This window comes from Plantibacter sp. MPB07, from assembly GCF_046619465.1.
Taxonomy (GTDB): Bacteria; Actinomycetota; Actinomycetes; order Actinomycetales; family Microbacteriaceae; genus Plantibacter; species Plantibacter auratus.
Window position 1 is genome coordinate 1586787 of sequence record NZ_CP177043.1, and the last position, 22968, is coordinate 1609754.

The window sequence follows — 22968 nt, forward strand, 5'->3', positions numbered from 1 at the left end:
GTCCTGCGGATCCGCTTGCCGCGACCCGTCCACGCTGTCATGATCGACGCATGACACGAGCGAGCTCCGATGCACCGGCGAAGGCGGCGCCGCCCGACGACACCTCGAAGGCGATCATCGAGCAGCTCCAGACCGACGGACGCCGCTCCTACGCCGAGATCGGGAAGGCCGTCGGACTCAGCGAGGCCGCGGTGCGGCAACGGGTGCAGAAACTCACGGAGTCCGGCGTCATCCAGATCGTCGCGGTGACCGACCCGATGCAGCTCGGTTTCACCCGACAGGCGATGATCGGCGTCCGGGTGACCGGTGACACCCGCGTGGTCGCGGACCGCCTGTCCGCGTTGTCGGCCGTCGACTATGTCGTCCTGACCGCCGGCTCCTTCGACCTGCTGGTCGAAGTGGTCTGCGAGGACGACGAGGAACTGATCGCGCTGCTGAACGACGAGATCCGCACCGTCGACGGTGTCTCCGGAACGGAGACCTTCGTCTACCTGCGCCTGCACAAGCAGCTCTACGACTGGGGCACCCGCTAGAGGGGATCCCCGCACCGGCGCAAGCCGTCCCCAGTATCACGTTCCGCCACCCCCGACAGAGGTACGCTCAACCCATGCCCGCGAAACCGATCGGAGAACGGACTCCCCCGTCCGGCCCGTCGGCGTCGGGTGACACCGCCTCGGCACCCGGTCTCGCGGACACCGGGCCCACGAGAACGGGCCCGCACGCGGTCGAGGTCCCACGACGCGTCGGCCGGATGACCGGCTACAGCGCCTTCCCACAGCTGCTCTTCGGCCTCGCGGTCGTCGCCATCCTCTTCGCCACGCTCCTGTTCCAGGGCGTCGACGACAACTCCGTCCTCTTCTACATCGGGGTGATCCTGGCGTTCATCGCGACGGCGCTCGCGCCGATCGTGCCGTGGCACCAGGTGCCGCGGCTCCTCATCGCGCTCCCGATCCTCGACATCATCGCCATCGCGCTCATCCGGCAAGGCGAACCCCTGATCGGCGCGGGACTCCTCTGGGTCTTCCCGACCATCTGGATGGCGACGGCCTTCGGCCTCGCAGGTGCCGTGACCGCCATCGTGCTCGTCTGCACGTCGAGCTGGTCATCACTCGCGATGACCCCGGGGGACATCACCATCGCCAACCTGCCGGCGCTCGTCATCCTGCCCACGGTCCTCGCGTTCGTCGCCGTCTCCACCGCGATGACCGCGAAGCGGACGGAGGCACAGCGCGTGCTGCTGAACAAGCAGGCCGGACAGCTCGAGACCGCCCTGGGGCGTGCACAGGACCAGGAGAGCCGCCTCGCGGAGATCCTGAACGCCGTGAACTTCGGCGTCGTCCGCTTCGACCGCATCGGAGCCCGGGCGATGGTCAACCGGTTCCAGACGCGGCTGCAGGACGAGGTCGGCGAGCTGTCCGACGTCAATCCCGCACTCCCGGTGTGGGCCGAGGACGGACTGACCCTCCTCCAGCCGCAGGACAAGCCGTACATCCGTGCACGCCGTGGTGAGGAGTTCGAGAACCTCACGGTGTGGCTCGGCGCCCCCGGTACCGAGCGGATCGCCCTCGCCCTCACCTCCCGCCGCCTCTACGACCACGAGGGCGGCTACGACGGCACGGTGCTCGTCTCACGCAACGTCACGAGCGAGATCAACGCGATCCGCGCCAGGGACGACCTCGTGGCCTCCGTGTCGCACGAGCTCCGGACGCCGCTGACGTCGATCCTCGGGTACCTCGACCTCGCGCTCGACGACCCGGGGCTCCCACCGCGGGTCGCGAAGCAGCTCACGATCGCCCAGACGAACGGCGATCGACTCCTCGAACTCATCGCGGACATCCTCGCAGCCTCCCGCGACGTGAACCGGACCATGGTGCTCGAACGCTCCGAGTGCGAGCTGCGGGAGATCGTCGACCGCTCGGTCGAGTCGTTGGCGCACGTGGCCGCCGAACGGAGCATCACCATCGTGCGCCACGACGAGGAGGCCGTGCCGTTGTTCGCCGACCCGTTCCGTCTCCGGCAGGTCGTCGACAACCTGCTCTCGAACGGCATCAAGTACAACCGGGACGGCGGCGAGCTGAGCGTCGGTGTCACCGCGGAGGGCGACACCGCCTGGGTCATCGTGCGGGACACCGGCATCGGCATCTCCGAGGAGGACCAACCGAAGCTCTTCGAGCGGTTCTTCCGCTCCGACCTCGTCCGCAACTCCACGGTGCACGGCAGCGGTCTCGGCCTCGCGATCAGTCGGGACATCGTCCGTTTGCACGGCGGCGACCTCACCGTCCACAGCGTGCTCGGTGAGGGCACGACCGCGGTCGTCCGTATTCCGAGAGGCGGGACCGAATGACCTTCGACAGCCAGACCGTCGCGGTGATCAACGCGCTCGTCATCTTCGTCTGCGGCGCGACGTTCATCGTCAACACCTTCATGCGGAAGGACGACGCGAGCGGGAGGGTGTGGTCCGTGTCTTACATGGCCGGGATGTTCACCAGCTTCTCCTACGTCGTCAGCGCCCTGAGCCAGGAGGCCTGGTGGGCGATCGCCGCCGGGAACGGTGGATACGTGCTGAGCATCGCCGCCCTGTGGTCCGGCGCGCGGCTCTTCAACGGCAAATCGAGTCTGCTCTGGGTCTCACTCATCGGGACGGCGGTCACGATCGTCGCCGCGCTCGCCGCCGGCCCCTCGGGAGGCCCCTGGGCGGGCGCGCCTGCGACGTTCCTCTGCATCGCCCTCTTCGCGGGCCTCGGCGCGGCTGAGACGCTCGTCGGCGCGATGCGGGACAACCCGACCACCCGTGGCTTCACCATCGTGCTCGGCATCGCGTCGGCGTTCTTCGCGGCTCGGCTGGTCGCACTCCTCGTGGAGGGGCCGGACGGTTCGTTGTTCACGACGCTCTTCGGGACCGTGGCCGCCTCGCTGCTGCTCATCGCGCTCCTCATCGTCGCGACCGTGGTGCTCTCGGTCCTGCGGGCCGAGCGCGCCGCACCCGCCAGCCGACGGCACGGGAGCATCGTCGCGTACACGGGCGACGACGTCCTCCTCCAGGAGTCCTTCGTCCGGATCGTCGACGACTGGCTGGAACGGGCGAACTTCCATGACGAGCAGCTCGCGATCCTCCACGTCCGGCTCGACGACCTCGATGAGATGAAGACGGCGTTCGGAGCGGCGTTCAGCAGTGAGGTCGCCGAAGGGTTCATCTCCTCGGTCCGTCGGTACGGCCCGACGCTCTCCGACATCGGCGAGGACGGCGCGGGGTGTCTCCTGATCGCGACCCCCGCAACGGACGCCGACGTCGCGCTCCAGGCGGCCAAGGGCATCCAGGACGGCCTGCTCGACCACCCCGTCGAGACCACGCCGCGCCTGCGCCCGACGGCCAGCATCGGGATCGCTCTGACCGACTACCTCGGGTACGACGTCGCCGTCCTCACGCGTGCCGCCAGCGACGCCAGCCTGCGTGCTGCAGCGTCCGGCGGGAACCGCACGGTCCTCGCCTCGTCGTCGCCGACGGGCCGCTGACGGATCGGTTCGAGCTCGGTCAGGCGGGCGGGGCGATCGCGATGGTGAGGGTGTCCACCGCAGTCTGCTTCGCATATTCGGCGGACGTCGGCGTCGCCTGCACCAGCAGCTCGTAGGTGATCGTCAAGGTGACGCCGGTCGCGGCACTGTCCACCTCGGGGAGGACGAACGTCTGGCTGTAGCTGTACGGTGCCTTGATGAGGTACCCCGGTGCCACCGTCGACTGGTCGGTGAACGGGGCAGGCGACTCCAGCTGCCCCTTCGGTCCGTGGACGGTCGTGGTGAGCGTCACCCGCGAGAGATAGAGCGCCTGGAGGTCGTCGGGGTTGAGCACGCCGCTGAGCGAGAAGCTCACCGGTTTGTTGACGTCCGCGGTCCACGCGTCCATCGACAGTGTGGACCAGTAGTCGACCGTGAGGGTGGCGGAGCCCGCCGTGAGCGTGTGCTTGGCACTCCCGCTCGCGAGTTCGTTGGTGATCGCACTCACCGTCGGCCTCGGCGTCTTCGACACGCGCGGCGAGCTGGTCGGCTGCGCGCCCGGCTCCTCCCACGGAGGCGTCCCGCAGGCGCTCAGCCCGAGGACGAGCGCGGCGGCGGTCGCGGCCTGGAGGGCGTGCCTGACGTGCCGGTTCCGGACCGGGCTTGGGTGGTTCGACATGAGGCTCCTGGCGGGTGTCGGAGGGATGATCGAGTGACCCTGGAGGGTCCGTATGACCCACGAACTGGGGCCAGCGCGAATCTTGAGGAAATCCTGAGCCGACGCTATCGCATTCACGCGCGAAAGCCGCGCCCAACGCGGCAGAGTTGCAACTGCAGCGCGAACCGTTGCACTCGACCCACTCGGAACAGGACCCCTGATGTCAGAACTCGAAGCGCGACCGGACAGCTCTCGGCCCAACGCCCCGCAGCCTGACCCTCGGTACATTCAGACGCAGCCGCTTCTCGCGCCCGAACTTGAAGCGTATGCCAACGAATTCATCGACTCGGTCAACTCGCTCCCCGAGTACCGCGCGACCATCGGGTGCATCATCCCCGCCTACAACGAGGAGGAGTCGCTGCCGGCAGTGCTCGCGTCCCTCCTCGAGCAGACGCGGATGCCCGATGTGATCCACGTGGTCATCAACAACACCACGGACCGGTCGGTCGACGTCGCCGCGCCCTACGCCGGCCCGCACTCCCGGGTCGACGAGGACGGCTACGAGCAGTTCACCGAGGTGTTCATCCACGACATCGGGAAGAACCCCGACAAGAAGGTGGGCGCGCTCAACTACGGCTTCACGCTCGTCGAAGGCTACGACTACCTGCTCGGTGTCGACGGTGACACGGTCGCCGACCCGACCGCGATCGAGTCGCTCGAAGCCGAGATCGTCTCGGACAGTCGCATCGGCGGCATCTCCGCGATCTTCTCGATCGACGACGAGCCGTTCAAGAAGCAGCTCGTCCCGGCGTTCCTCATCGCCGGCCAGCGCACGCAGTTCGCCGCGTTCAACATGCAGAACATGCTCCGAGGCCGCAACATGGCCGTGCTCGGCGGGCAGTACTCGATCTTCTCCGTCCAGGCCCTGCGCGACGCCATGGAGCAGAACCACCAGTCCACCCCGTGGGTCAAGGACTCCGAGGTGGAGGACTCGCTCCTGTCGCTGCAGATCAAGAGCGCCGGCTACCTCACGAAGATCAGCGCCCGCGCCCGTGCCGACGTCGGTGGGATGACCACGGTCCGCTCCCTCGACGCCCAGCAGGTGAAGTGGAACTACGGCGCGATCGAGCTCATGTGGCCCGGCCAGCGCGGCGACACCAAGGGGCAGCCGTTCCACCCGAACTTGCGACTGCGGTGGCTCGAGAACGCGGAGATGCTCCTCAACATCGTCACGCGCATCCTCTTCGTCGTGCTGCTCGCCGGTTCGCTGTCGATCCACGCGTTCGTGTTCAGCCCCGTGTGGCTCATCCCGCCGCTGGTCGCCATCTTCCTCAACCTGCGCATCGCGCTGTCGATGAAGAAGCGGAACGCCCGCGACATCCTCTTCGCGGTCCTCATCTTCCCGGCCGAGTTCTACATGTGGATCCGAATGGGCCACTTCATCCGTGCCTGGTCGAAGTTCGCGTCGAACAAGAAGGTCGACAACTGGGCTGAGCAGGCGAAGGCAGAACGCGGCTCGGGCAACGCGCACCTCGCGCCGCTCCTGTTCGTCCTCGCCGCCATCATCGCGATCGTCGCCGCCTGGACCCAGCTCTCTCCCGTCGTCCAGTCTACGATCCTCTGGGCGGGCTGGCCGGTCCTCGGCGTCATCACCGTGCTGCAGACGCTCAGCATGTTCGGCAAGCTCATCCGTCGTCAGCGCGGCTACCGCGTGTGACGTCCCCCGACCCGGGCACGGTCGACGCCGACGAACTGCGCAGGTTGCTCCGAGAACTCTCGGGCGACCTGCGCAGTCGTCGTCGGTTCGTCCAGACCTATGTCGAGATGTGGCCCACCCGTCTGGCGCGCCTGGGAGCGGCACTCGACGCCGACGACACCGACGAGTCCAAGGTCGTCCTCCTCAGCATCCGATCCTCCAGCGTCATGCTCGGCGTGATCGGGGTGGCCGGACTCGCGAGTGCCGGTCTCCAGGCGATCGAGCTGGGGCGACTCGAACGCGCGCGCGAGATCCACACCGCCCTCCAGGAGGTCGGCCGTCGCAGCTGCGAACGGCTGCTCGAACTCGACGCGGCAGACGCAGCGGAATCCTGAGCTCCGTCCACCAGGCGTCGTTGGTCGCCGGCGAGGCTCCGTCGCGGTCGGGACCGCGGTGGTCTCAGTCGTCGGAGGTCATGCGGTAGCCGACACCGCGCACCGTCTCGATGAACCGCGGGGCCACGGTGCTGTCCGCGAGCTTCCGTCGCAGGTTGGCGAGATGCACCTCGATCGCACGCTTGTCGGCTTCGCTGACGTAGTAGGCCGTGATGTAGCTCTCGCCACGGAGCATGAGCGCGAGGTCCGCCTTGCTGCGCACTCGACGGCGGGACTCCATCAGTGCCTGCAACAGGTCGAACTCGCTCCGCGTGAGGTCGACCTCGGCGCCGTCAACCTCGACGATGCGGGTGGCCGAGCTGAGCTTCAGACCGCGGTGGACGAGCCACCCCTCGCCGTCGTCGGGCGCTGCGGCGGCCGGTTGCATGATGATCGGGACGACCGACTGACCGACGGGAGCGGCATGACGCGCGACGGTCTCGTGGACGATCGTGGGGTCGGGCGACGACACCTGCTGCTGCAGCGGCGGAGTCGCGACCTGAGCGACGGGAGCCGGCGCGACCACGGTCGGAGCCGGTTGCGCCGGTGCCGCCGCGGCGACGGCCGGAGCATCACCGTTCGCGCGAGGCCGACGAAGCATCGCCTCGATGCGGGCACGGAGCTCGCGCGGACGGAAGGGCTTGGTCATGTAGTCGTCGGCGCCGGAGTCGAGGCCCTGCAGGGTGTCGATCTCGTCACCTCGGGCGGTCAGCATGACGATGTAGGTGGAGCTGATGGCGCGGATGCGCTTGGCAGCCTCGAAGCCGTCGATACCCGGCATGCTGACGTCGAGGGTCGTGACGAGGGGGTTGTGCCTCCGCACCGCCTCGACGCCGTCCAGACCGTTCGCGGCGGACACGGTCTCGAAGCCGGCCTGCTCGAGGACGGTCTCGAGCAGTTGGCGGATGTCCGCGTCGTCTTCGATGACGACCGCGGTCCGACGTTCGCTCAGCTCTTCGGTCACGATGCCCCTACCCGTTCCACCCGTCAGCGACGTGCCGGATGTAGCCGTTGCCGACTCACCACGCGCTGAATCCCTTGGCCAGTTGCACGGCCTGCTCCGGCCACCATACCCCAGCAAGGGGGCCACCGTTGCACGCTCCGTCGCTCTCGCCGGGGGCTTTCACCCAGAGGTTCGCGTCGAGGTGTTCGGCCTGCGCGGTGAGGGGCTGCTGCCCCACCGTCCGGCCGGACGGGTTGCACCATTCGCCGTTCGAGCCGCTGCCGTTCCGAGAGGTGTCGATCACGTAATGGGCGCCGTCGAGGAGGCCGCTCAGTTCCTCCGCATAGGCGATCTCGTCCTCGGTCGTGTTGTAGTTGGAGACGTTGGTGGCGAAGCCCGTTGCGTCGGCGACACCGGCCTCCCGGAGGAGCTCGGCCATCTCGGCGGGCGGTCGCCAGTCGGAGTGGCCGCCGTCGAGGTACACGGGGACCGATGCGTCCGCGAACTGCTCGGTCGCGGCTGCAAGTTGCCGCATCCGCGCGGTGCGGTCACCGCAGTCCGGCGCGAGCGCGACGGCATCCGGTTCGAGGATGACGGCGACGCGGTGATCCGCGACGGCGGCGACGATCTCGGCGACCCAGTCCTGGTACTCGTCGCTCGACAACCCACCGGCGGACTGGTTGCCGCAGTCCCGCTCCGGCACGCCGTAGACCGTGAAGACCGGCATGGACCCGGAGCGCTCGGCGGACCGGACGACCTCGGAGACGGTGTCCCGGACGGTTCCGATCGGGTAGCGCTCCGGCACGAGCCAGATCGCGGTCGGCTCCGCCGCGAGCCGCTCCGCCGCCGCGAGCTGTTGGGCGACGTCGCTCGGGTCGCCGTTCGAACCGCCGCTCGTCCCGGCCGTGGCGGAACTCGTCGGTTCCTCGGTCGCGGCCGCCGGATCGGCTGCGGCGGCTCGGGCGGCAAGCGAGGACGGATCGACGTACAACTGCGCTCCGTCGAACGGGCCGGCAGCGGCGTTCGGGACGCGGCTCACGAGCGACACCGCGAGCGCACCGCCGGCGAGGAGGACGGCGACGACGCCGAGGGCGACGGCCGTCCGGGTACGTCGTCGGTCGCGGGGCGTTCTCGGCACGGATCCTCCTGCATGGTCATCCGCAATTGTGCCCGACAAAGCCTCGCCACGGTGCCGATTCGCTCGAATCCGTGCCCCGAGTGGGGGTGGGCGCGATGTCCGAGAGGCACCGACGCGTCCGGGACCGCCCAGCCGGTCGACGAGCGCGCACGCCGGACTGCACACCAGGGCCCGCTGCGCAACGTTGTCCGGATCGCCGCGGCTCCCTACCCTTGATGATCGTGGCGACGCAGGGTCGCCCGCACGGCCCGAGGAGCGCACACGTGAGCACGAAGACCATCCCCACCTCCGACGCGGCGGCTGGTGACGCCCCCGCGAAGGTCATCCCCTGGGTGCTCGGGCCGGCCCTCGTGGTCATCCTCGGTGTCGCGCTGTTCTCGATCCTGCTCCCGAAACAGGCCGAGTCCGTCTTCAACGCCATCCAGTCCGGGATCATCGGAGGCCTCGGGTGGTACTACGTCCTGCTCGTCGCCGGGTTCGTCATCGTGGCGATCGTCTTCGCCGTCTCGAAGTTCGGCGACATCAAGCTCGGCAAGGACGACGACGAACCGGAGTTCTCGCTCCTGTCCTGGTTCTCCATGCTGTTCGCCGCCGGGATGGGGATCGGCCTGGTCTTCTACGGTGTCGGTGAGCCGCTCACACACTTCCTCGAGCCGCGCCCCGGGGTCACGGGCTCCCAGCAGTCCCTGGCCCAGCAGGCCATGAGTCAGACCTATCTCCACTGGGGACTCCACGCCTGGTCGATCTACGCGGTCGTGGGTGTGGCGCTGGCGTACGCCGTGCATCGCAAGGGGCGCCCGATGTCGATCCGGTGGTCGATCGAGCCGTTGCTCGGCAAGCGCGTGCAGGGCGGCTGGGGCAATGCGATCGACGCGATCGCCGTCATCGGTACCGTGTTCGGCGTCGCGACCTCGCTCGGCCTCGGTGTGCTGCAGATCTCCGCGGGGCTCGGGTACACGGGCATCGCCGAACCGAACATCGTCACGCAGGTCATCCTCATCCTCGTGATCACCGGCGTCACGATCTTCTCCCTCGTCTCCGGCGTGCACAAGGGCATGAAGTGGATCTCGAACACCAACCTCGTCCTCGCGGCGCTGCTGCTGTTCTTCGTCCTGTTCGCCGGCCCGACGCTGTTCCTCCTCCGCGAATGGGTGCAGGCTATGGGCGCCTACCTCCAGAACGTGGTCGGGCTCACCTTCAACGTCTCCGCGTACCAGGGTGCTGCGGGCGAGGCCTGGCAGTCCTCGTGGACGACCTTCTACTGGGGCTGGTGGATGTCGTGGGCGCCCTTCGTCGGCGTCTTCATCGCCCGCATCTCGAAGGGACGCACCGTGCGGCAGTTCGTGCTCGGCGTCCTGCTCGTCCCGACCCTCGTCACCTTCCTCTGGTTCGCCGTGCTCGGCGGCACCGCCATCATGCAGTCGCTGGAGGGCCGTGACTTCAGCGGCGCCGACGGCCCGGTGGATCTCAACACCGCCCTGTTCAACATGCTCGCCGGGCTCCCCGGCGGATCGATCGCGACCGTCGGTGCCCTGCTGCTCATCCTCCTGTTCTTCGTGACCTCGGCCGACTCGGGATCGCTCGTGATGGGCATGCTCACCACCGGCGGCACGGAACCGCGGAACCGAGTGCGGATCGCTTGGGCGCTCGTGACGAGCCTCCTGGCCATCTCGCTGCTGATTGCCGGCGGTCTCGCATCGATGCAGACGGCGGCCATCATCACCGCGCTGCCCTTCAGCGTCGTGATCATCCTCATGTGCATCTCGTCGTTCAAGGCCTTCGGGATCGAGGTGCGACGGGAGCAGCGGGCGAAGCGCCGTCTGTTCGCCGCAGAGCTCACCGAGAGTGTCTCAGCCGACGTGAGCGAACAGCTGTCCGATCAGGTCTCGGAGCAGGTCACGGAGCACTTCGGCACGATGACCGCCCAGCTCGACCTCCGACAGCTCGCGTCCCCGGACACCCCGGGATCATCGGCGGTGTCCACTGACCCGCAGCAGCAGGACGCGAAGCAGCGCCGCTCGAAGGACTGACCGGGCGGCTCAACCGACGGGGAAGCGGTCCGAGATCCAGGCCGCTTCCTCGGCGGTCGGCGACCACGCCGAACCGGCCGCGGCGTTCGCGCGGATCTGTTCCGGAGTGGTCGCACCGGCGATGACACTCGTGAGCCCGTCTTGGGCGAGCAACCAGCCGAAGGTCGCCTCGAGCATGGAGATGCCGCGCTCGTCGCAGAAGGCCTGGTAGGCCTCGATCACGTCCCAGGGCGCCGTGTCGAGCAGGTGTTTGCGCTGGCGCATGATGCGGCTGTCGGCCGGCCCGCCGTCGCGGGAGAACTTCCCCGTGAACAGACCGTTGTAGAGCGGGAAGTACGGGAGGAAGCCGATACCGGCGGCGCGCATGGCCGGGAACAGCTCGCGCTCCGCGCCCCGGACGAGCAGGCTGTACTCGTTCTGGGCCGAGACGAAGGCGGGGTGGCCGGCGGTGCGAGCCGCCCAGTCCGCCTCGGTCAGCTGCCAACCGGCGAAGTTCGAGTGGCCGGCATAGCGGATCTTCCCCTCGTGGACGAGCTCGTCCAGGGCCGCAATCGTCTCCTCGATGGGCGTGAACGGGTCTGGCGTGTGCAGCTGGTACAGGTCGATCCAGTCGGTGCCCAGGCGGCGGAGCGAACCTTCGACCGCGAGCCGGATGTAGCGACGGGAGCCCTTGGCACCCCAGTTCGGGATCGGGCTCTCGTAGTCCACATGGCCAAACTTGGTCGCGAGCACGATCTCATCCCGCCGCCCGGCGATCGCCTGCCCGAGGAGTTCTTCGCTCAGCCCGTACTCCCGGCCGTAGATGTCGGCGGTGTCGAAGAGGGTGACCCCCGCGTCGATGGCCGCGTCGACGACGGCTCGCGTGCCGTCCAGGCTCTCGGTGACCGTGCCCTCGCGTCCGAAGTTGTTGCAACCGATGCCGACCGCTGAGACGAGGAGGCCACTGCGACCGAGTGGGCGATAGCTGAGATCAGACATGCATCCAGGCTAACCCGACCGTCCTCCACAGGCACCCGTCGGCCCCTGACGTCGCGGCCACGGCCGTGTGACGCATCGCGCCGATCACGGGCTTCCTACGCTCGGTGCATGACCACACACCTCACCGTCACCGATCCCGTACTCCCCTGCTCTGCCATCGTCGACCCGGCCGCCGAGGGCTTCCTCCGGATGCCGACGCCGGTGGGACGGATCGAGCTCCGCTCCGTCGACGACGCGGTCTCAGCCGTGCGCTTCGAGCACCACGGGCGACTCCCCCTCGACGGCGTGGCCGAACGCCCCACCGCGGTCCTCCTCAACGCCGCGGAGCAGATCGACGAGTACTTCCGCGGACGACGCACCGTGTTCGACCTCCCGCTCGTCACGACCGGCACGCCGTTCCAGCAGGCGGTCTGGTCGGCGCTCGGCGAGGTGCCGTTCGGCGACTCCATCGGGTACGGCGCCCTTGCGGCCACGGCCGGTGCCCCGCAGGGCGGCCGGGCGGCCGGCCAGGCGGTTCGGGCGAACGCCATCGCGCTCCTCATCCCCTGTCATCGCGTCCTCGGAACCGGGCGGATCGTGACGGGCTATTCTGGCGGAGACGGACCGGCCACCAAACGCTGGCTCCTCGACCACGAAGGGATCCCGTACCGCCGATGAGTCCAGCCTCCCCGACCATCGTCGGCACCGACGGCCTGACCCGCTGCGCCTGGGCGGGGACTGACGCGGAGTACCAGCGCTATCACGACGAGGAGTGGGGCGTGCCGCTCCACGGACAGCGGCAGGTCTTCGAGAAGATCAGTCTCGAAGGGTTCCAGGCCGGGCTCTCCTGGATCACGATCCTCCGGAAGCGGCCGGCCTTCCGGGAACGGTTCCACGGATTCGACCTCGACTCCGTCGCAGCCATGACGGAGGCGGATGTCGAGAGCCTGCTCGACGACGCCCGGATCATCCGGCACCGCGGGAAGATCAACGCGGTCATCGGCAATGCCCGCACCGCCCTCGAGCTGGGCGACGACCTGGACGAGCTCCTCTGGAGCTTCGCTCCCCCGCCACGGCCCGCACGGTTCGCCCAGTGGACGGAGGTCCCCGCGGTGACCCCCGAGTCCACCGCGCTCAGCGCCCACCTGCGGAAGCGCGGCTACCGGTTCGTCGGCCCGACGACGATGTACGCCCTCATGCAGTCCGGAGGCCTCGTCGACGACCACCTCGTCGGCTGCTGGCGCTCCGAGAGCACTCCCTGATCCGGAGGATCAGACGACGAGGGCGAGCTCGGTCACCCGACCGTCGTCGGCACGGGCGTGGACGTCGAGCACCCATCCGGTCGATCGCGCCCAGTCGAGCAACGAGTCGACATCAGGGTGGTCGACACCGGCCTCCAACAGCGCGCGGGTGAACCGGCCCTTGCCCTGCTTATTGAAGTGGTTGAGCGCGCGACGGCGACCATCGTCGCCGACCGTGAGCACACGCAGGTAGACGGCACCGACGCGATCCGGCAACGGCCCGAGCACCGCGTAGCCTTCCGAGCGCAGGTCCAGCAAGACACCCGGGACGGCATCCAGCTCGCGCGCGACCGGCACCGCCCAGTGACGTTTCAGGACGAACCCGGGGAGCCTGGAGTCGTGGGAGAGCCGATACGCCGGAATGGGATCGAGCGCGCCGACCGGGCCGAGCAACGCCGAGTGCACGACCAGGTGCTCAGCGGCGAAGCGTCGCGCGTCCGCTGAGAGCGTGCCCGCATCGAGCGCGTCGTACAGCACCCCCGTGTACCGGTCGATCGCCGGCATCGTCGCTGACGTCGCCGCCACGCGGTTGCGCTGGACCTCACCGAGCTGCTTGGGGCCGAGCTTCAGGGCCTTCACCGTCGCGGCCTCATCGGCAGCAAGCGACACCAGGGCGCCGAGGCAATCATTCCGGGACGAGGAGAGCCCTGGAAACCGCAGCAGGGCGGTGTCCAGGGCTCGTCCGTCGCCGCCGTCCCGCTTCGTCTCCGAAGGGGGAAGGAGGATCAGCACTGAATCAGGAGCTGGTCACGAGCGTGGCGTTGCCGGCCACGACGGTGACGGTGTTGTTCTCGACCGACAGGAAGCCGTCTTCAGCGTTCGCGACGATCTTCGAGCCGTCTTCGAGCGTGACACGGACCTCACCGGCGGCGAGGATGGCCAGCATCGGCTCGTGGCCGGGCAGGATACCGATCTCGCCGTCGACGGTCTTCGCGATCAGCTGGCGTGCCGGGCCGGACCACACTTCGTGGTCGGCCGCGACGACGCTCACGGTCAGAGGAGCGGAAGCCATGCTTAGCCGTTGTCCTTCTGGATCTGCGCCCACTTCTCTTCGACGTCGGTGATGGAACCGACGTTGAAGAAGGCCTGCTCGGCGACGTGGTCGAACTCACCCTTGGCGATGGCGTCGAACGACTCGATGGTGTCCTTCAGCGGGACGGTCGAGCCCTCGACACCGGTGAACTTCTTCGCCATGTAGGTGTTCTGCGAGAGGAACTGCTGGATCCGGCGCGCACGCGACACCGTGATCTTGTCTTCCTCGGAGAGCTCGTCGACACCGAGGATGGCGATGATCTCCTGCAGTTCCTTGTTCTTCTGGAGGATCTGCTTGACCGTGGTGGCGACGCGGTAGTGGTCGGCACCCAGGTAGCGGGGGTCGAGGATACGGCTCGTCGAGGTCAGCGGGTCGACGGCCGGGTACAGACCCTTCGACGCGATCTCACGGGAGAGCTCGGTCGTCGCGTCGAGGTGCGCGAAGGTGGTCGCCGGTGCCGGGTCGGTGTAGTCGTCGGCGGGGACGTAGATCGCCTGCAGCGAGGTGATGGAGTGACCACGCGTCGAGGTGATGCGCTCCTGGAGGAGACCCATCTCGTCGGCGAGGTTCGGCTGGTACCCCACGGCGGACGGCATGCGACCGAGCAGGGTCGACACCTCGGAACCGGCCTGGGTGAAGCGGAAGATGTTGTCGATGAAGAGCAGCACGTCCTGCTTCTGAACGTCGCGGAAGTACTCCGCCATCGTCAGCGCGGAGAGGGCGACGCGCAGACGCGTTCCCGGCGGCTCGTCCATCTGGCCGAACACGAGGGCCGTCTTCTCGAAGACTCCCGCCTCTTCCATCTCGTGGATGAGGTCGTTGCCCTCACGGGTGCGCTCACCGACACCGGCGAACACCGACACACCACCGTGGTCCTGCGCCACGCGCTGGATCATCTCCTGGATGAGGACGGTCTTACCGACACCGGCACCACCGAAGAGACCGATCTTGCCACCGAGGACGTACGGCGTCAGGAGGTCGATGACCTTGATGCCGGTCTCGAACAGCTGCGTCTTCGATTCGAGCTGGTCGAACGACGGCGGCTGGCGGTGGATCGGCCAGCGCTCGGTGATCTCGATCTGCTCGCCGGGCTCGGCGTTGAGCACCTCGCCGATGACGTTGAAGACCTTGCCCTTGGTGACGTCGCCGACGGGCACCGAGATGGGCGAACCCGTGTCGGTGACCTCCTGGCCGCGGACGAGGCCGTCCGTCGGGTTCAGTGCGATGGCGCGGACGAGGTCGTCGCCGAGGTGCTGTGCGACCTCGAGCGTGAGGACCATCGTCTGCTCGCCGATCACGACGCTGGTCTTCAGGGCGTTGTAGATGCCCGGGATCGCGTCGTGCGGGAACTCGATGTCGACGACCGGGCCGGTGACGCGCGAGATGCGGCCGACGGCGCCGGCCTTCACCTCTGCAGCGCCCTGCTCGGCAGTTGCGGTGGGAGTCATGTTCTTCTCTTCTCTGTCTCTACAGATACGTGTGCGTGTTGCGATGACTAGGACGAGAGCGCGTCTGCGCCGCCAACGATTTCGGAAATCTGCTGGGTGATCTCGGCCTGCCTCGCGTTGTTGCGGAGGCGGGTGTAGTCGGTGATGAGCTTGTCGGCGTTGTCGCTGGCCGACTTCATCGCCTTCTGCGTCGCGGCGTGCTTCGCGGCGGAGGACTGCAACAGCGCGTTGAAGATCCGGCTCTCGATGTAGTTCGGGAGCAGTGCATCGAGCACGCTCTCCGCATCCGGCTCGAACTCGTACAGCGGCAGCACAGCGGTGTCGGTGGGCTCCTCGACGCCTTCGACGACCTCGAGCGGCAGGAGACGGACGACCTCGGGGGTCTGCGTCATCATGCTCACGAGGCGGTTATAGACGATGTGGATCTCGTCGACGCCACCCTCGGAGGCGTCCGTGAGGAACGCCTTGAGGATGGACTCGCTGATCTCCTGCGCCGTGGCGAAGTCAGGGTTCTCCGTGTTGCCGACCCACTCCCCTGCAGCCTGCATCCGTCGGAACGTGAAGTAGGCGACGGCCTTGCGGCCCACGAGGTAGTGCGTGACGTCCTTGCCCTGGCTGCGCAGGAGCTCGGTCAGCTCGGCGGCCTCACGGAGGACCTGCGAGTTGAAGGCGCCGGCGAGGCCTCGGTCGGATGCGAACACGACGACCGCAGCCCGCTCAACCTTCTCCGGCTCGGTCGTGAGCACGTGGTCGACGTTGGAGTACGTCGCGACGGCGGACACGGCACGAGTGATCGCACGAGAATAGGGTCCGGATGCCGCCACCCGCGCCTGCGCCTTCTGGATGCGCGACGCGGCGATGAGCTCCATCGCCTTCGTGATCTTCTTGGTCGTCTGCGCAGACTTGATCTTCTGCGTGTAGACCCGGAGTTGAGCGCCCATGGACTAGCGGCGACCCTTCACGATCTTCTCCTGGTTGACGTCTTCAACCGGGAGCTCCTCGACCTGCTCCGAACCGAGGGCAGCGCCCTCGCCCGTCTGGAACTCGAGCTTGAACTGGTCGACAGCGGCATCGAGCTTCGAGACGGTGTCGTCGTCGAGCACGTTCGTGTCGCGCAGCGTGGTGAGGACCTCGGTGTTCCGACCCAGGTAGTCGAGCAGTTCGCGCTCGAAGCGGAGGACGTCCTCGACCGGGACGTCGTCCAGCTTGCCCTTGGTTCCGGCCCAGATCGAGACGACCTGCTCCTCGACGGGGTACGGCGAGTACTGCGGCTGCTTGAGCAGCTCGGTGAGGCGGGCGCCACGGGCGAGCTGACGGCGGCTGGCCGCGTCGAGGTCGGATGCGAACATCGCGAACGCCTCGAGCGAGCGGTACTGCGCGAGCTCGAGCTTCAGCGTTCCGGAGACCTTCTTGATGCTCTTCACCTGAGCGTCGCCACCGACGCGCGAGACGGAGATACCGACGTCGACCGCGGGGCGCTGGTTGGAGTTGAAGAGGTCTGACTGCAGGAAGATCTGGCCGTCGGTGATCGAGATCACGTTGGTCGGGATGTACGCGGAGACGTCGTTCGCCTTGGTCTCGATGATGGGCAGACCCGTCATCGAACCGGCGCCGAGCTCGTCGGACAGCTTCGCGCAACGCTCCAGCAGACGGGAGTGCAGGTAGAAGACATCACCCGGGTAGGCCTCGCGTCCCGGCGGACGACGGAGGAGGAGGGAGACGGCACGGTAGGCCTCGGCCTGCTTCGACAGGTCGTCGAAGATGATCAGGACGTGCTTGCCCTCGTACATCCAGTGCTGGCCGATGGCCGAACCGGTGTACGGAGCGAGGTACTTAAAGCCGGCCGGGTCGGACGCAGGCGAGGCGACGATCGTCGTGTACTCGAGCGCGCCGGCTTCCTCCAGCGCACCCTTGACGGAGGCGATGGTCGAGCCCTTCTGGCCGATGGCGACGTAGATGCAGCGGACCTGCTTGTTGACGTCGCCCGACTCCCAGTTGGCCTTCTGGTTGATGATGGTGTCGATCGCGATCGCGGTCTTGCCGGTCTGGCGGTCGCCGATGATGAGCTGGCGCTGGCCACGGCCGACGGGGATCATGGCGTCGATCGCCTTGATGCCGGTCTGGAGCGGCTCGTGCACCGACTTGCGCTGCATGACGCCGGGAGCCTGGAGCTCCAGCGCGCGGCGGCCGGTGCTGGCGATCTCGCCGAGGCCGTCGATCGGGTTGCCGAGCGTGTCGACGACACGGCCGAGGTAGCCGTCGCCGACGGGGACCGAGAGGACCTCACCCGTGCGGGTGACGTCCATGCCTTCGACGATCTCGTCGAACTCACCGAGGACGACGACGCCGATCTCGTGCTCGTCGAGGTTGAGCGCGAGGCCGAGGGTGCCGTTGGCGAAGCGGAGGAGCTCGTTCGCCATGGCGCCCGGGAGGCCCTCGACGTGGGCGATGCCGTCAGCGGCATCGATCACGCGTCCGACCTCGGTGGCCGCGGCGGTGCCGGGCTCGTAGGCCTTGACGAAGTCCTTGAGAGCATCCCGGATCTCGTCTGGGCTGATCGTGAGTTCTGCCATCATGTTCCTTTTGGTTGTGGAACCCGGGGGTTCCGAGAGGTGCGATCCGTCAGGATCAACGTCTTGAGTTGTGGAGACCGTCGGGCCGGTCCCCGCGCTGCACGGGCCGTTATCCGGCCAGTTGCAGACGGAGGTCGTTCAGTCGGGCAGCGAGGCTGCCGTCGATGACGTCGTCCCCGAGCTGCACGCGCAGTCCACCGACGACGGCGGGGTCGATCACCTGGTTGATCTTCACCTGACGGCCGTAGGCCGTGGCGAGGTGGCGCTCGAGGCGCTGGAGCTGCGACGCCTCGATCGGTGCGGCTGCCGTGACCGTGGCGACCGCGAGGCCCTGCTGGTCGGCGACGATGCCTGATGCGTACCGGAGCAGTTCTCCGATCCGACGGTCACGGGGCTGCTGCACGAGCTGACCGACGATGCTGACGGTCTGCGGGCTCGCCTTGCCCGCGAGGAGGGACGCCGCGAGGGCGCCCTTCGCAGCGGACGAGCCGAGCTTGCTGCTGAGGGCGAGTTCGAGCTCGTGGTTGCTCGACACGAGCTTCCCGAACTCGAACAGCTCGGCCTCGATGTCGCCCTGAGCGCCGGCGGAGATCGAGGCGGCCCGGAGGCCGAGCTCCTCGATGCCCGCGAGTAGGTCGGCCTCGCTGGACCAGCGGCCGGAGACGACGGTCTGCAGCAGGCCGAGCGCCTGAGCGCTCAGCTGGGTGCCGAAGATCCGCTCGACGACGGTGCGCTTGGCACCGGCGTCGGCTGCGGGGTCGCTGAGCGCTGCGCTCAGGTGGCTCGAGCCGCCGATGGCCCGGCCCGCTGCGAACAGTCCGTCCGCGGTGGCCAGATCGGCCCCGGCGCCGAGGGCGGCGAGGGCCTCCTTCGACGAGGCGAGTGCTTCTCTGGTCGCGCTTCCCATTACTTGGCTGCCTTCTCCGACGCTTCGAGGTCCGCGAGGAACCGGTCGACGACCGCCGTGGCCTTCGCGTCGTCGTTCAGCGTCTCGCCGATGACGCCACTGGCGAGGTCGAGCGCGAGCGTGCCGACCTCGGCACGCAGCGACACGACGGCCGCCTGACGCTCGGCTTCGATCTGTGCCTGAGCGCTCGCGGTGACGCGAGCGGCTTCGACCGTGGCCTGCTCCTTGAGCTCGGCGAGGATCGTCTGACCCTCGACACGAGCCTGCTCGCGGATGCGGCCGGCTTCCTGACGGGCCTCGGCGAGCTGAGCGTTGTACTGCTCGAGCGCCGCTTCGGCCTGCTTCTGCGCTTCATCGGCCTTGGCGATGTTGCCCTCGATGGCCGCTGCGCGGTCGTCGAGGAGCTTCTGCACCTTGGGCAGGATCAGCTTCCAGAAGAAACCGAGGATGATGATGAAGACGACCGCAGACCAGATGATGTCGTACCACTCTGGAATCAGCGGGTTCTTGGCCGCCTCTTCAGCAGCGGTGATCACTGCGTGAGACATCTTGCCTCCTTCGGAGATGTGAAAGGGGGCTTACTGGAAGATGAAGTAGGTCGCGATGCCGATGAAGGCGAGCGCCTCGGTGAAGGCGATACCGATCCACATGAGGACCTGGAGACGACCACCCAGTTCGGGCTGACGCGCGGTGCCTTCGATCGTCTTGCCGACGACGATACCCACACCGATGGCGGGGCCGATGGCTGCGAGACCGTAACCGACCGTCGCGATGTTTCCTTCAAGGGCGGCGAGAACGGTAGTTGCGTCCACGTTTGTTTCCTTCCGTTGGGTGAGACCTGGCGGGCGCCGGGCTCGGTTAGTGCTCTTCTGCGACCGCGAGCTGGATGTAGACCGCGGTGAGGAGGGTGAAGACGTACGCCTGGAGGACGGCCACCAGGAGCTCGAAGAGAGTGAAGGCGAGGCCGAAAGCCAGGGTGCCGACGCCCATGAGGGCGAACCATCCGCCGGCCGTGAAGAGGAAGAACTGCGTCGCCGCGAAGAACAGGACGAGCAGCAGGTGCCCGACGATCATGTTCATGAGGAGTCGGAGCGTCAGCGTGAGGGGCCGGATGACGAAGGTCGAGATGAGCTCGATCGGCGTGACGATGATGTACACCGGCCACGGCACCCCGGAGGGGAAGAGGGAGTTCTTGAAGAACTTGCCCGGGCTCTTCTTGACGCCCGCGTAGATGAAGGTGACGTAGGACACCAGGGCGAGCACGAGCGGGACGCCGATGACCGAGCTGCCGGCGAGGTTCAGGAAGGGAATGATGCCCGTCAGGTTCATCGCGAGGACCATGAAGAAGATGGTCGTCAGGATCGGGAGGAACCGCAGGCCGTCCTTCTTACCGAGCAGGTCTTCCGCGATGTTGACGCGGACGAAGCCGAGCCCCATCTCGGCGAGGCTCTGAGCGCGGCCGGGGACGAGGCGCATCTTGCGCGTCGACAGCCAGAAGAACAGGAGGAGGGCGATGACCGCGATGAACCGGATCAGGATGACCCGGTTGATCTCGAACGGCGTCCCCTCGAAGAAGATGGCGTCTGGGAAGAACTCATTGATCGTTGGACCATGGAACCCACCATCATCGGTGGCCATCGGTGCGATCAGGTGCACGGCGTTAGCGAACAGCACGTATCTCCAGTTTCGGGGGCGTGGAGCAGAGCTCTCGCGGCGACGAACAGGGGGGATGTCTCCTCGCCGCACGCCGAAGCGGTGCTAGTGGGAGGATTCGTTGACCAGTCTAGCAAGGAAACCGGGCCCCGACGAACCCAGGGGTGGTATTCCACGGCTATATTCCGAGCCGCGACCTCGGCTGCGCCTCGGATACCGCTTCCGGCATGCTCCCGCGCGACCACGTTGCGTCCGCGGCGTCAGCTCGGGTCGGAGTCCTGCGGCGACGCCTTCGGGAGGATGTCGTCCGAGACGTAGGGCACCCGCACCTTCGCAGCCACGACGGCGTCGATCACGAGCGATCCGACGACACCCACGATGACGCTCCCGAACAGGATCGGTGCGTTGACCCACGGCTGGTCCTTCAGGATGAAGCCGAGCACGAGGAAGATGACGAACTTCACCAGCCAGCTGCCCATCACCACCCCGAACAGGATGCCGACGAAGAACTCCTGGCCGGACCAGCGGTTGGCGAAGAGGATGCTCACCGAGGTGATGCCGAGGAACACGAGCGCCATCGCGGTGCCGATGAGCGCACTCGTCAGTCCGCGGGAACCGTCGACGCTCCAGCCGACCGCTCCCCCGACGACGGCGATCACGAGCGCGAGGAGCGCGCTGTACCGGAGTGCCGTGCGGAAGACCCGGTTGGCGCTCACATGCGAGCCGGCCTGGGCGGGAGGAGTCATGGGTGCTGGTCCTTCTTGGCGAGAGAGTCGAGGGTGTCGAGGGTGTCGCCGCTCACGGGCGCCTCGGGGTCGCGCTGCCCGGAGGCCTCGTCGAGCCGATCGTACAGCGCGGACCCGGGAGCGCCCTCCGTGCCGGTGGCAACGCGCTGCGCGAGCCGGTCGGCCCGCCTGCGGCGACCGATCGGCAGGAGGGTGAACGCCGTGCAGGTGACGACCCCCACGGAGACGAAGAGGACGGCCAGCCACGTCGGGGCAGCGAAGAACGCCAGGCATCCGACGGAGATGACGACCGTCCAGCCGTAGAAGATGAGGACGGCGTGCACCTGGCTGTGACCGAGGTCGAGCAGCCGGTGGTGGAGGTGCATCCGGTCGGCGCTGAACGGTGACTTTCCGGCGCGGAGACGACGGAGGACGGCCAGGACGAAGTCGGCGAGCGGCACGACGAGGATGGCGAACGGCAGCAGGATCGGGATGAACGCGGGCAACAGTTGCGTGCGGCCGAGGGCGGCCGGGTCGACCTGGCCGGTCACGGCGGCTGCGGAGGTCGCCATGAGCAACCCGACGAGCAGGGCGCCGGCGTCGCCCATGAACAATCGGGCGGGGTGCCAGTTGAGCGGGAGGAAGCCGAGGCAGGCTCCGACGAGGATCGCGGCGATCAGCGAGGCCAGGTTGAAGTAGTCGCTCGCCCCGGTGGAGGTCACGAGCAGCTGGGTGTAGACGAAGAACACGGTGTTCGCGATGACGGCGACACCGGCGACGAGCCCGTCGAGTCCGTCGACGAAGTTGATCGCGTTCATCACGAGCACGATGGCGAAGACCGTCATCGAGAACGACACCCATGACGAGCCGACCGTCAGGCCACCGATGGGCAAGGAGTAGATCTGCACACCGAGCCAGGCGACGAGCCCTGCCGCCATGAACTGCGCGGCGAGCTTGATCATCCAGTCGAGGTCCCACAGGTCGTCGGCGACGCCGATCCCGACGATGAACAGGGCGGCACCGAGGATCGCCAGCACCGGTTCCGGATCGGCGAACACGAGGTCGAAGAACGGCAGCTGCCAGGCCACGCCGAACGCGACCAGGATGCCGATGAACATCGCGACCCCGCCGAGCCGCGGCGTCGGCGTCTGGTGGACGTCGCGTTCGCGGATCGGCGGGTGGAGACCGTACTTCACGCCGACCCGCCGCGCGAGGTGGGCGAAGCCGAAGGTGATGCCCGCGCTCACGACGAGCACGATGAGGTACCCGGAGAACTGGCTCATGGTTCGCGCGGCTCGGGGAGCAGATCGCCCACCACGCCGCGGATCGCCTCGCGGGAGACGGCTCCGTCGCGCAGGACGACGATCCGTTCGTCGGCTGTGCCGAGTCGGGTCGCGTCGATGATCGTCGACGACTGCTCGCCGCTCTCGCCGCCGTCGAGGTAGACCGAGACCGAGTCGCCCAGCATCTCGAGCGCGGCAGCGGCTGAGGTGGCGGCCGGTCGGCCGGTGAGGTTCGCGGAAGAGACCGCCAGCGGGCCGGTGTCCTGCAGGAGTTCGAGGGTCACCGGGTTCGACGGCATCCGGAGCGCGACCGTGCCCGCGGTCTCGCCGAGGTCCCAGGCGAGCGACGGCTGGGCCTCGAGCACGATGGTCAGGCCGCCGGGCCAGAACGCCTCGACGAGCCGGTGCACGGCATCCGGGACGGACGCCGCCAAGGCCTCGAGCGTGTTCACACCTGACACGAGGACGGGCGGCGGTGACTGCCGGGTCCGACCCTTCGCGTCGAGCAGGCGCTGCACCGCGGCCGGCGAGAACGCGTCGGCGGCCACCCCGTAGACCGTGTCGGTCGGGAGCACGACCAGCTCACCCCTCGCCAGGGCCGTCCGTGCCAAGCGCATCCCGGCGAGCAGCTGCGCGTGATCCTGGCAATCGAAGGTCTGCGGCATGTGATGGGTCCTGGCTGAACGGGGCCGCCGAT

Annotated in this window: 24 protein-coding genes; 8 read left to right on the forward strand and 16 right to left on the reverse strand. The window is 67.9% G+C overall.

The genetic code is table 11. The annotated features are described in order from the left end of the window. The first annotated feature begins 50 nt into the window (after positions 1-50). The 3 genes from ACLIME_RS07455 (at position 51) to ACLIME_RS07465 (ending at position 3513) form a co-directional block, all read left to right on the forward strand. A complete protein-coding gene (locus ACLIME_RS07455; protein WP_064295326.1) occupies positions 51-533 on the forward strand; it encodes an Lrp/AsnC family transcriptional regulator in 483 nt (160 codons plus the stop codon). A 74-nt stretch (positions 534-607) separates the two neighbouring features. Then, positions 608-2344 (forward strand): sensor histidine kinase, encoded by a 1737-nt coding sequence (locus ACLIME_RS07460; RefSeq protein WP_159879183.1) that lies wholly within the window; start codon positions 608-610, stop codon positions 2342-2344. Continuing rightward, positions 2341-3513 carry a diguanylate cyclase domain-containing protein gene (locus ACLIME_RS07465; protein WP_079707181.1) on the forward strand — a complete coding sequence of 391 codons (1173 nt, stop codon included), beginning with the start codon at positions 2341-2343 and terminating at the stop codon, positions 3511-3513. Before ACLIME_RS07460 ends, ACLIME_RS07465 begins: the two co-directional genes overlap by 4 nt. A 19-nt stretch (positions 3514-3532) precedes the next feature. On the opposite strand, the gene ACLIME_RS07470 is transcribed toward ACLIME_RS07465, so the two are convergent. Beyond that, positions 3533-4171, reverse strand: a complete 639-nt coding sequence (locus ACLIME_RS07470; RefSeq protein WP_236555493.1) for a hypothetical protein — start codon at positions 4169-4171, stop codon at positions 3533-3535. Positions 4172-4370: 199 nt separating this feature from the next. On the opposite strand from ACLIME_RS07470, the gene ACLIME_RS07475 reads away from it, so the two are divergent. Further along, positions 4371-5867 carry a glycosyltransferase gene (locus tag ACLIME_RS07475; protein ID WP_411558549.1) on the forward strand — a complete coding sequence of 499 codons (1497 nt, stop codon included), beginning with the start codon at positions 4371-4373 and terminating at the stop codon, positions 5865-5867. Continuing rightward, complete coding sequence (locus tag ACLIME_RS07480) at positions 5864-6241, forward strand: Hpt domain-containing protein (RefSeq protein ID WP_079707183.1); 378 nt, start codon at positions 5864-5866, stop codon at positions 6239-6241. Before ACLIME_RS07475 ends, ACLIME_RS07480 begins: the two co-directional genes overlap by 4 nt. A gap of 64 nt (positions 6242-6305) precedes the next feature. On the opposite strand, the gene ACLIME_RS07485 is transcribed toward ACLIME_RS07480, so the two are convergent. Further along, positions 6306-7244: a response regulator transcription factor gene (locus ACLIME_RS07485; RefSeq protein WP_411558550.1), complete on the reverse strand. Its 939-nt coding sequence runs from the start codon at positions 7242-7244 to the stop codon at positions 6306-6308. A gap of 55 nt (positions 7245-7299) precedes the next feature. Further along, positions 7300-8361, reverse strand: coding sequence for a glycoside hydrolase family 6 protein (locus tag ACLIME_RS07490; RefSeq protein ID WP_161578601.1), 1062 nt, complete (start codon positions 8359-8361; stop codon positions 7300-7302). A gap of 215 nt (positions 8362-8576) precedes the next feature. Here ACLIME_RS07490 and ACLIME_RS07495 point away from each other — a divergent pair, with 215 nt between their 5' ends. Next, a complete protein-coding gene (locus tag ACLIME_RS07495; RefSeq protein WP_411558551.1) occupies positions 8577-10391 on the forward strand; it encodes a BCCT family transporter in 1815 nt (604 codons plus the stop codon). 9 nt (positions 10392-10400) lie between these two features. On the opposite strand, the gene ACLIME_RS07500 is transcribed toward ACLIME_RS07495, so the two are convergent. Further along, the gene (locus tag ACLIME_RS07500) at positions 10401-11369 is read right to left on the reverse strand and encodes an aldo/keto reductase (protein WP_411558552.1); all 969 of its coding nucleotides are present in this window, start codon (positions 11367-11369) and stop codon (positions 10401-10403) included. A 108-nt stretch (positions 11370-11477) separates the two neighbouring features. Between ACLIME_RS07500 and ACLIME_RS07505 the strand changes: the two genes are divergently transcribed. Beyond that, the gene (locus ACLIME_RS07505; RefSeq protein WP_411558553.1) at positions 11478-12026 is read left to right on the forward strand and encodes a methylated-DNA--[protein]-cysteine S-methyltransferase; all 549 of its coding nucleotides are present in this window, start codon (positions 11478-11480) and stop codon (positions 12024-12026) included. Continuing rightward, a complete protein-coding gene (locus ACLIME_RS07510) occupies positions 12023-12610 on the forward strand; it encodes a DNA-3-methyladenine glycosylase I (protein WP_411558554.1) in 588 nt (195 codons plus the stop codon). The genes ACLIME_RS07505 and ACLIME_RS07510 overlap by 4 nt, the downstream gene beginning before the upstream one ends. A gap of 9 nt (positions 12611-12619) precedes the next feature. Here the strand turns inward: ACLIME_RS07510 and ACLIME_RS07515 are convergent, their stop codons facing one another. From ACLIME_RS07515 to ACLIME_RS07570, 12 genes are all read right to left on the reverse strand, one after another. Continuing rightward, positions 12620-13381: a YaaA family protein gene (locus ACLIME_RS07515; RefSeq protein ID WP_411558555.1), complete on the reverse strand. Its 762-nt coding sequence runs from the start codon at positions 13379-13381 to the stop codon at positions 12620-12622. A gap of 4 nt (positions 13382-13385) precedes the next feature. Continuing rightward, positions 13386-13661: a F0F1 ATP synthase subunit epsilon gene (locus tag ACLIME_RS07520; RefSeq protein ID WP_064295316.1), complete on the reverse strand. Its 276-nt coding sequence runs from the start codon at positions 13659-13661 to the stop codon at positions 13386-13388. A 2-nt stretch (positions 13662-13663) separates the two neighbouring features. After that, positions 13664-15130, reverse strand: a complete 1467-nt coding sequence (atpD, locus tag ACLIME_RS07525; protein WP_411558556.1) for a F0F1 ATP synthase subunit beta — start codon at positions 15128-15130, stop codon at positions 13664-13666. Positions 15131-15177: 47 nt separating this feature from the next. Then, positions 15178-16071, reverse strand: a complete 894-nt coding sequence (locus ACLIME_RS07530) for a F0F1 ATP synthase subunit gamma (RefSeq protein ID WP_064295314.1) — start codon at positions 16069-16071, stop codon at positions 15178-15180. A gap of 3 nt (positions 16072-16074) precedes the next feature. After that, complete coding sequence (gene atpA, locus ACLIME_RS07535) at positions 16075-17703, reverse strand: F0F1 ATP synthase subunit alpha (RefSeq protein WP_071262368.1); 1629 nt, start codon at positions 17701-17703, stop codon at positions 16075-16077. 109 nt (positions 17704-17812) lie between these two features. After that, positions 17813-18610 (reverse strand): F0F1 ATP synthase subunit delta, encoded by a 798-nt coding sequence (locus ACLIME_RS07540; protein ID WP_071262369.1) that lies wholly within the window; start codon positions 18608-18610, stop codon positions 17813-17815. After that, a complete protein-coding gene (locus tag ACLIME_RS07545) occupies positions 18610-19158 on the reverse strand; it encodes a F0F1 ATP synthase subunit B (RefSeq protein ID WP_411558557.1) in 549 nt (182 codons plus the stop codon). The genes ACLIME_RS07540 and ACLIME_RS07545 overlap by 1 nt, the downstream gene beginning before the upstream one ends. Before the next feature lie 30 nt (positions 19159-19188). Beyond that, positions 19189-19422, reverse strand: coding sequence for an ATP synthase F0 subunit C (gene atpE / locus ACLIME_RS07550; protein WP_056012441.1), 234 nt, complete (start codon positions 19420-19422; stop codon positions 19189-19191). 46 nt (positions 19423-19468) lie between these two features. Continuing rightward, entirely contained in the window at positions 19469-20248 is a 780-nt protein-coding gene (gene atpB / locus ACLIME_RS07555; RefSeq protein ID WP_194645808.1) for a F0F1 ATP synthase subunit A, read from the reverse strand. 275 nt (positions 20249-20523) lie between these two features. Further along, positions 20524-21009, reverse strand: a complete 486-nt coding sequence (locus ACLIME_RS07560; protein ID WP_411558558.1) for a hypothetical protein — start codon at positions 21007-21009, stop codon at positions 20524-20526. Further along, entirely contained in the window at positions 21006-22271 is a 1266-nt protein-coding gene (locus tag ACLIME_RS07565; RefSeq protein ID WP_079707192.1) for an MraY family glycosyltransferase, read from the reverse strand. The genes ACLIME_RS07560 and ACLIME_RS07565 overlap by 4 nt, the downstream gene beginning before the upstream one ends. Beyond that, on the reverse strand, positions 22268-22936 hold the full coding sequence (locus ACLIME_RS07570; RefSeq protein WP_079707193.1) for an L-threonylcarbamoyladenylate synthase: 669 nt from the start codon (positions 22934-22936) through the stop codon (positions 22268-22270). The genes ACLIME_RS07565 and ACLIME_RS07570 overlap by 4 nt, the downstream gene beginning before the upstream one ends. Between the last annotated feature and the right edge of the window lie 32 nt (positions 22937-22968).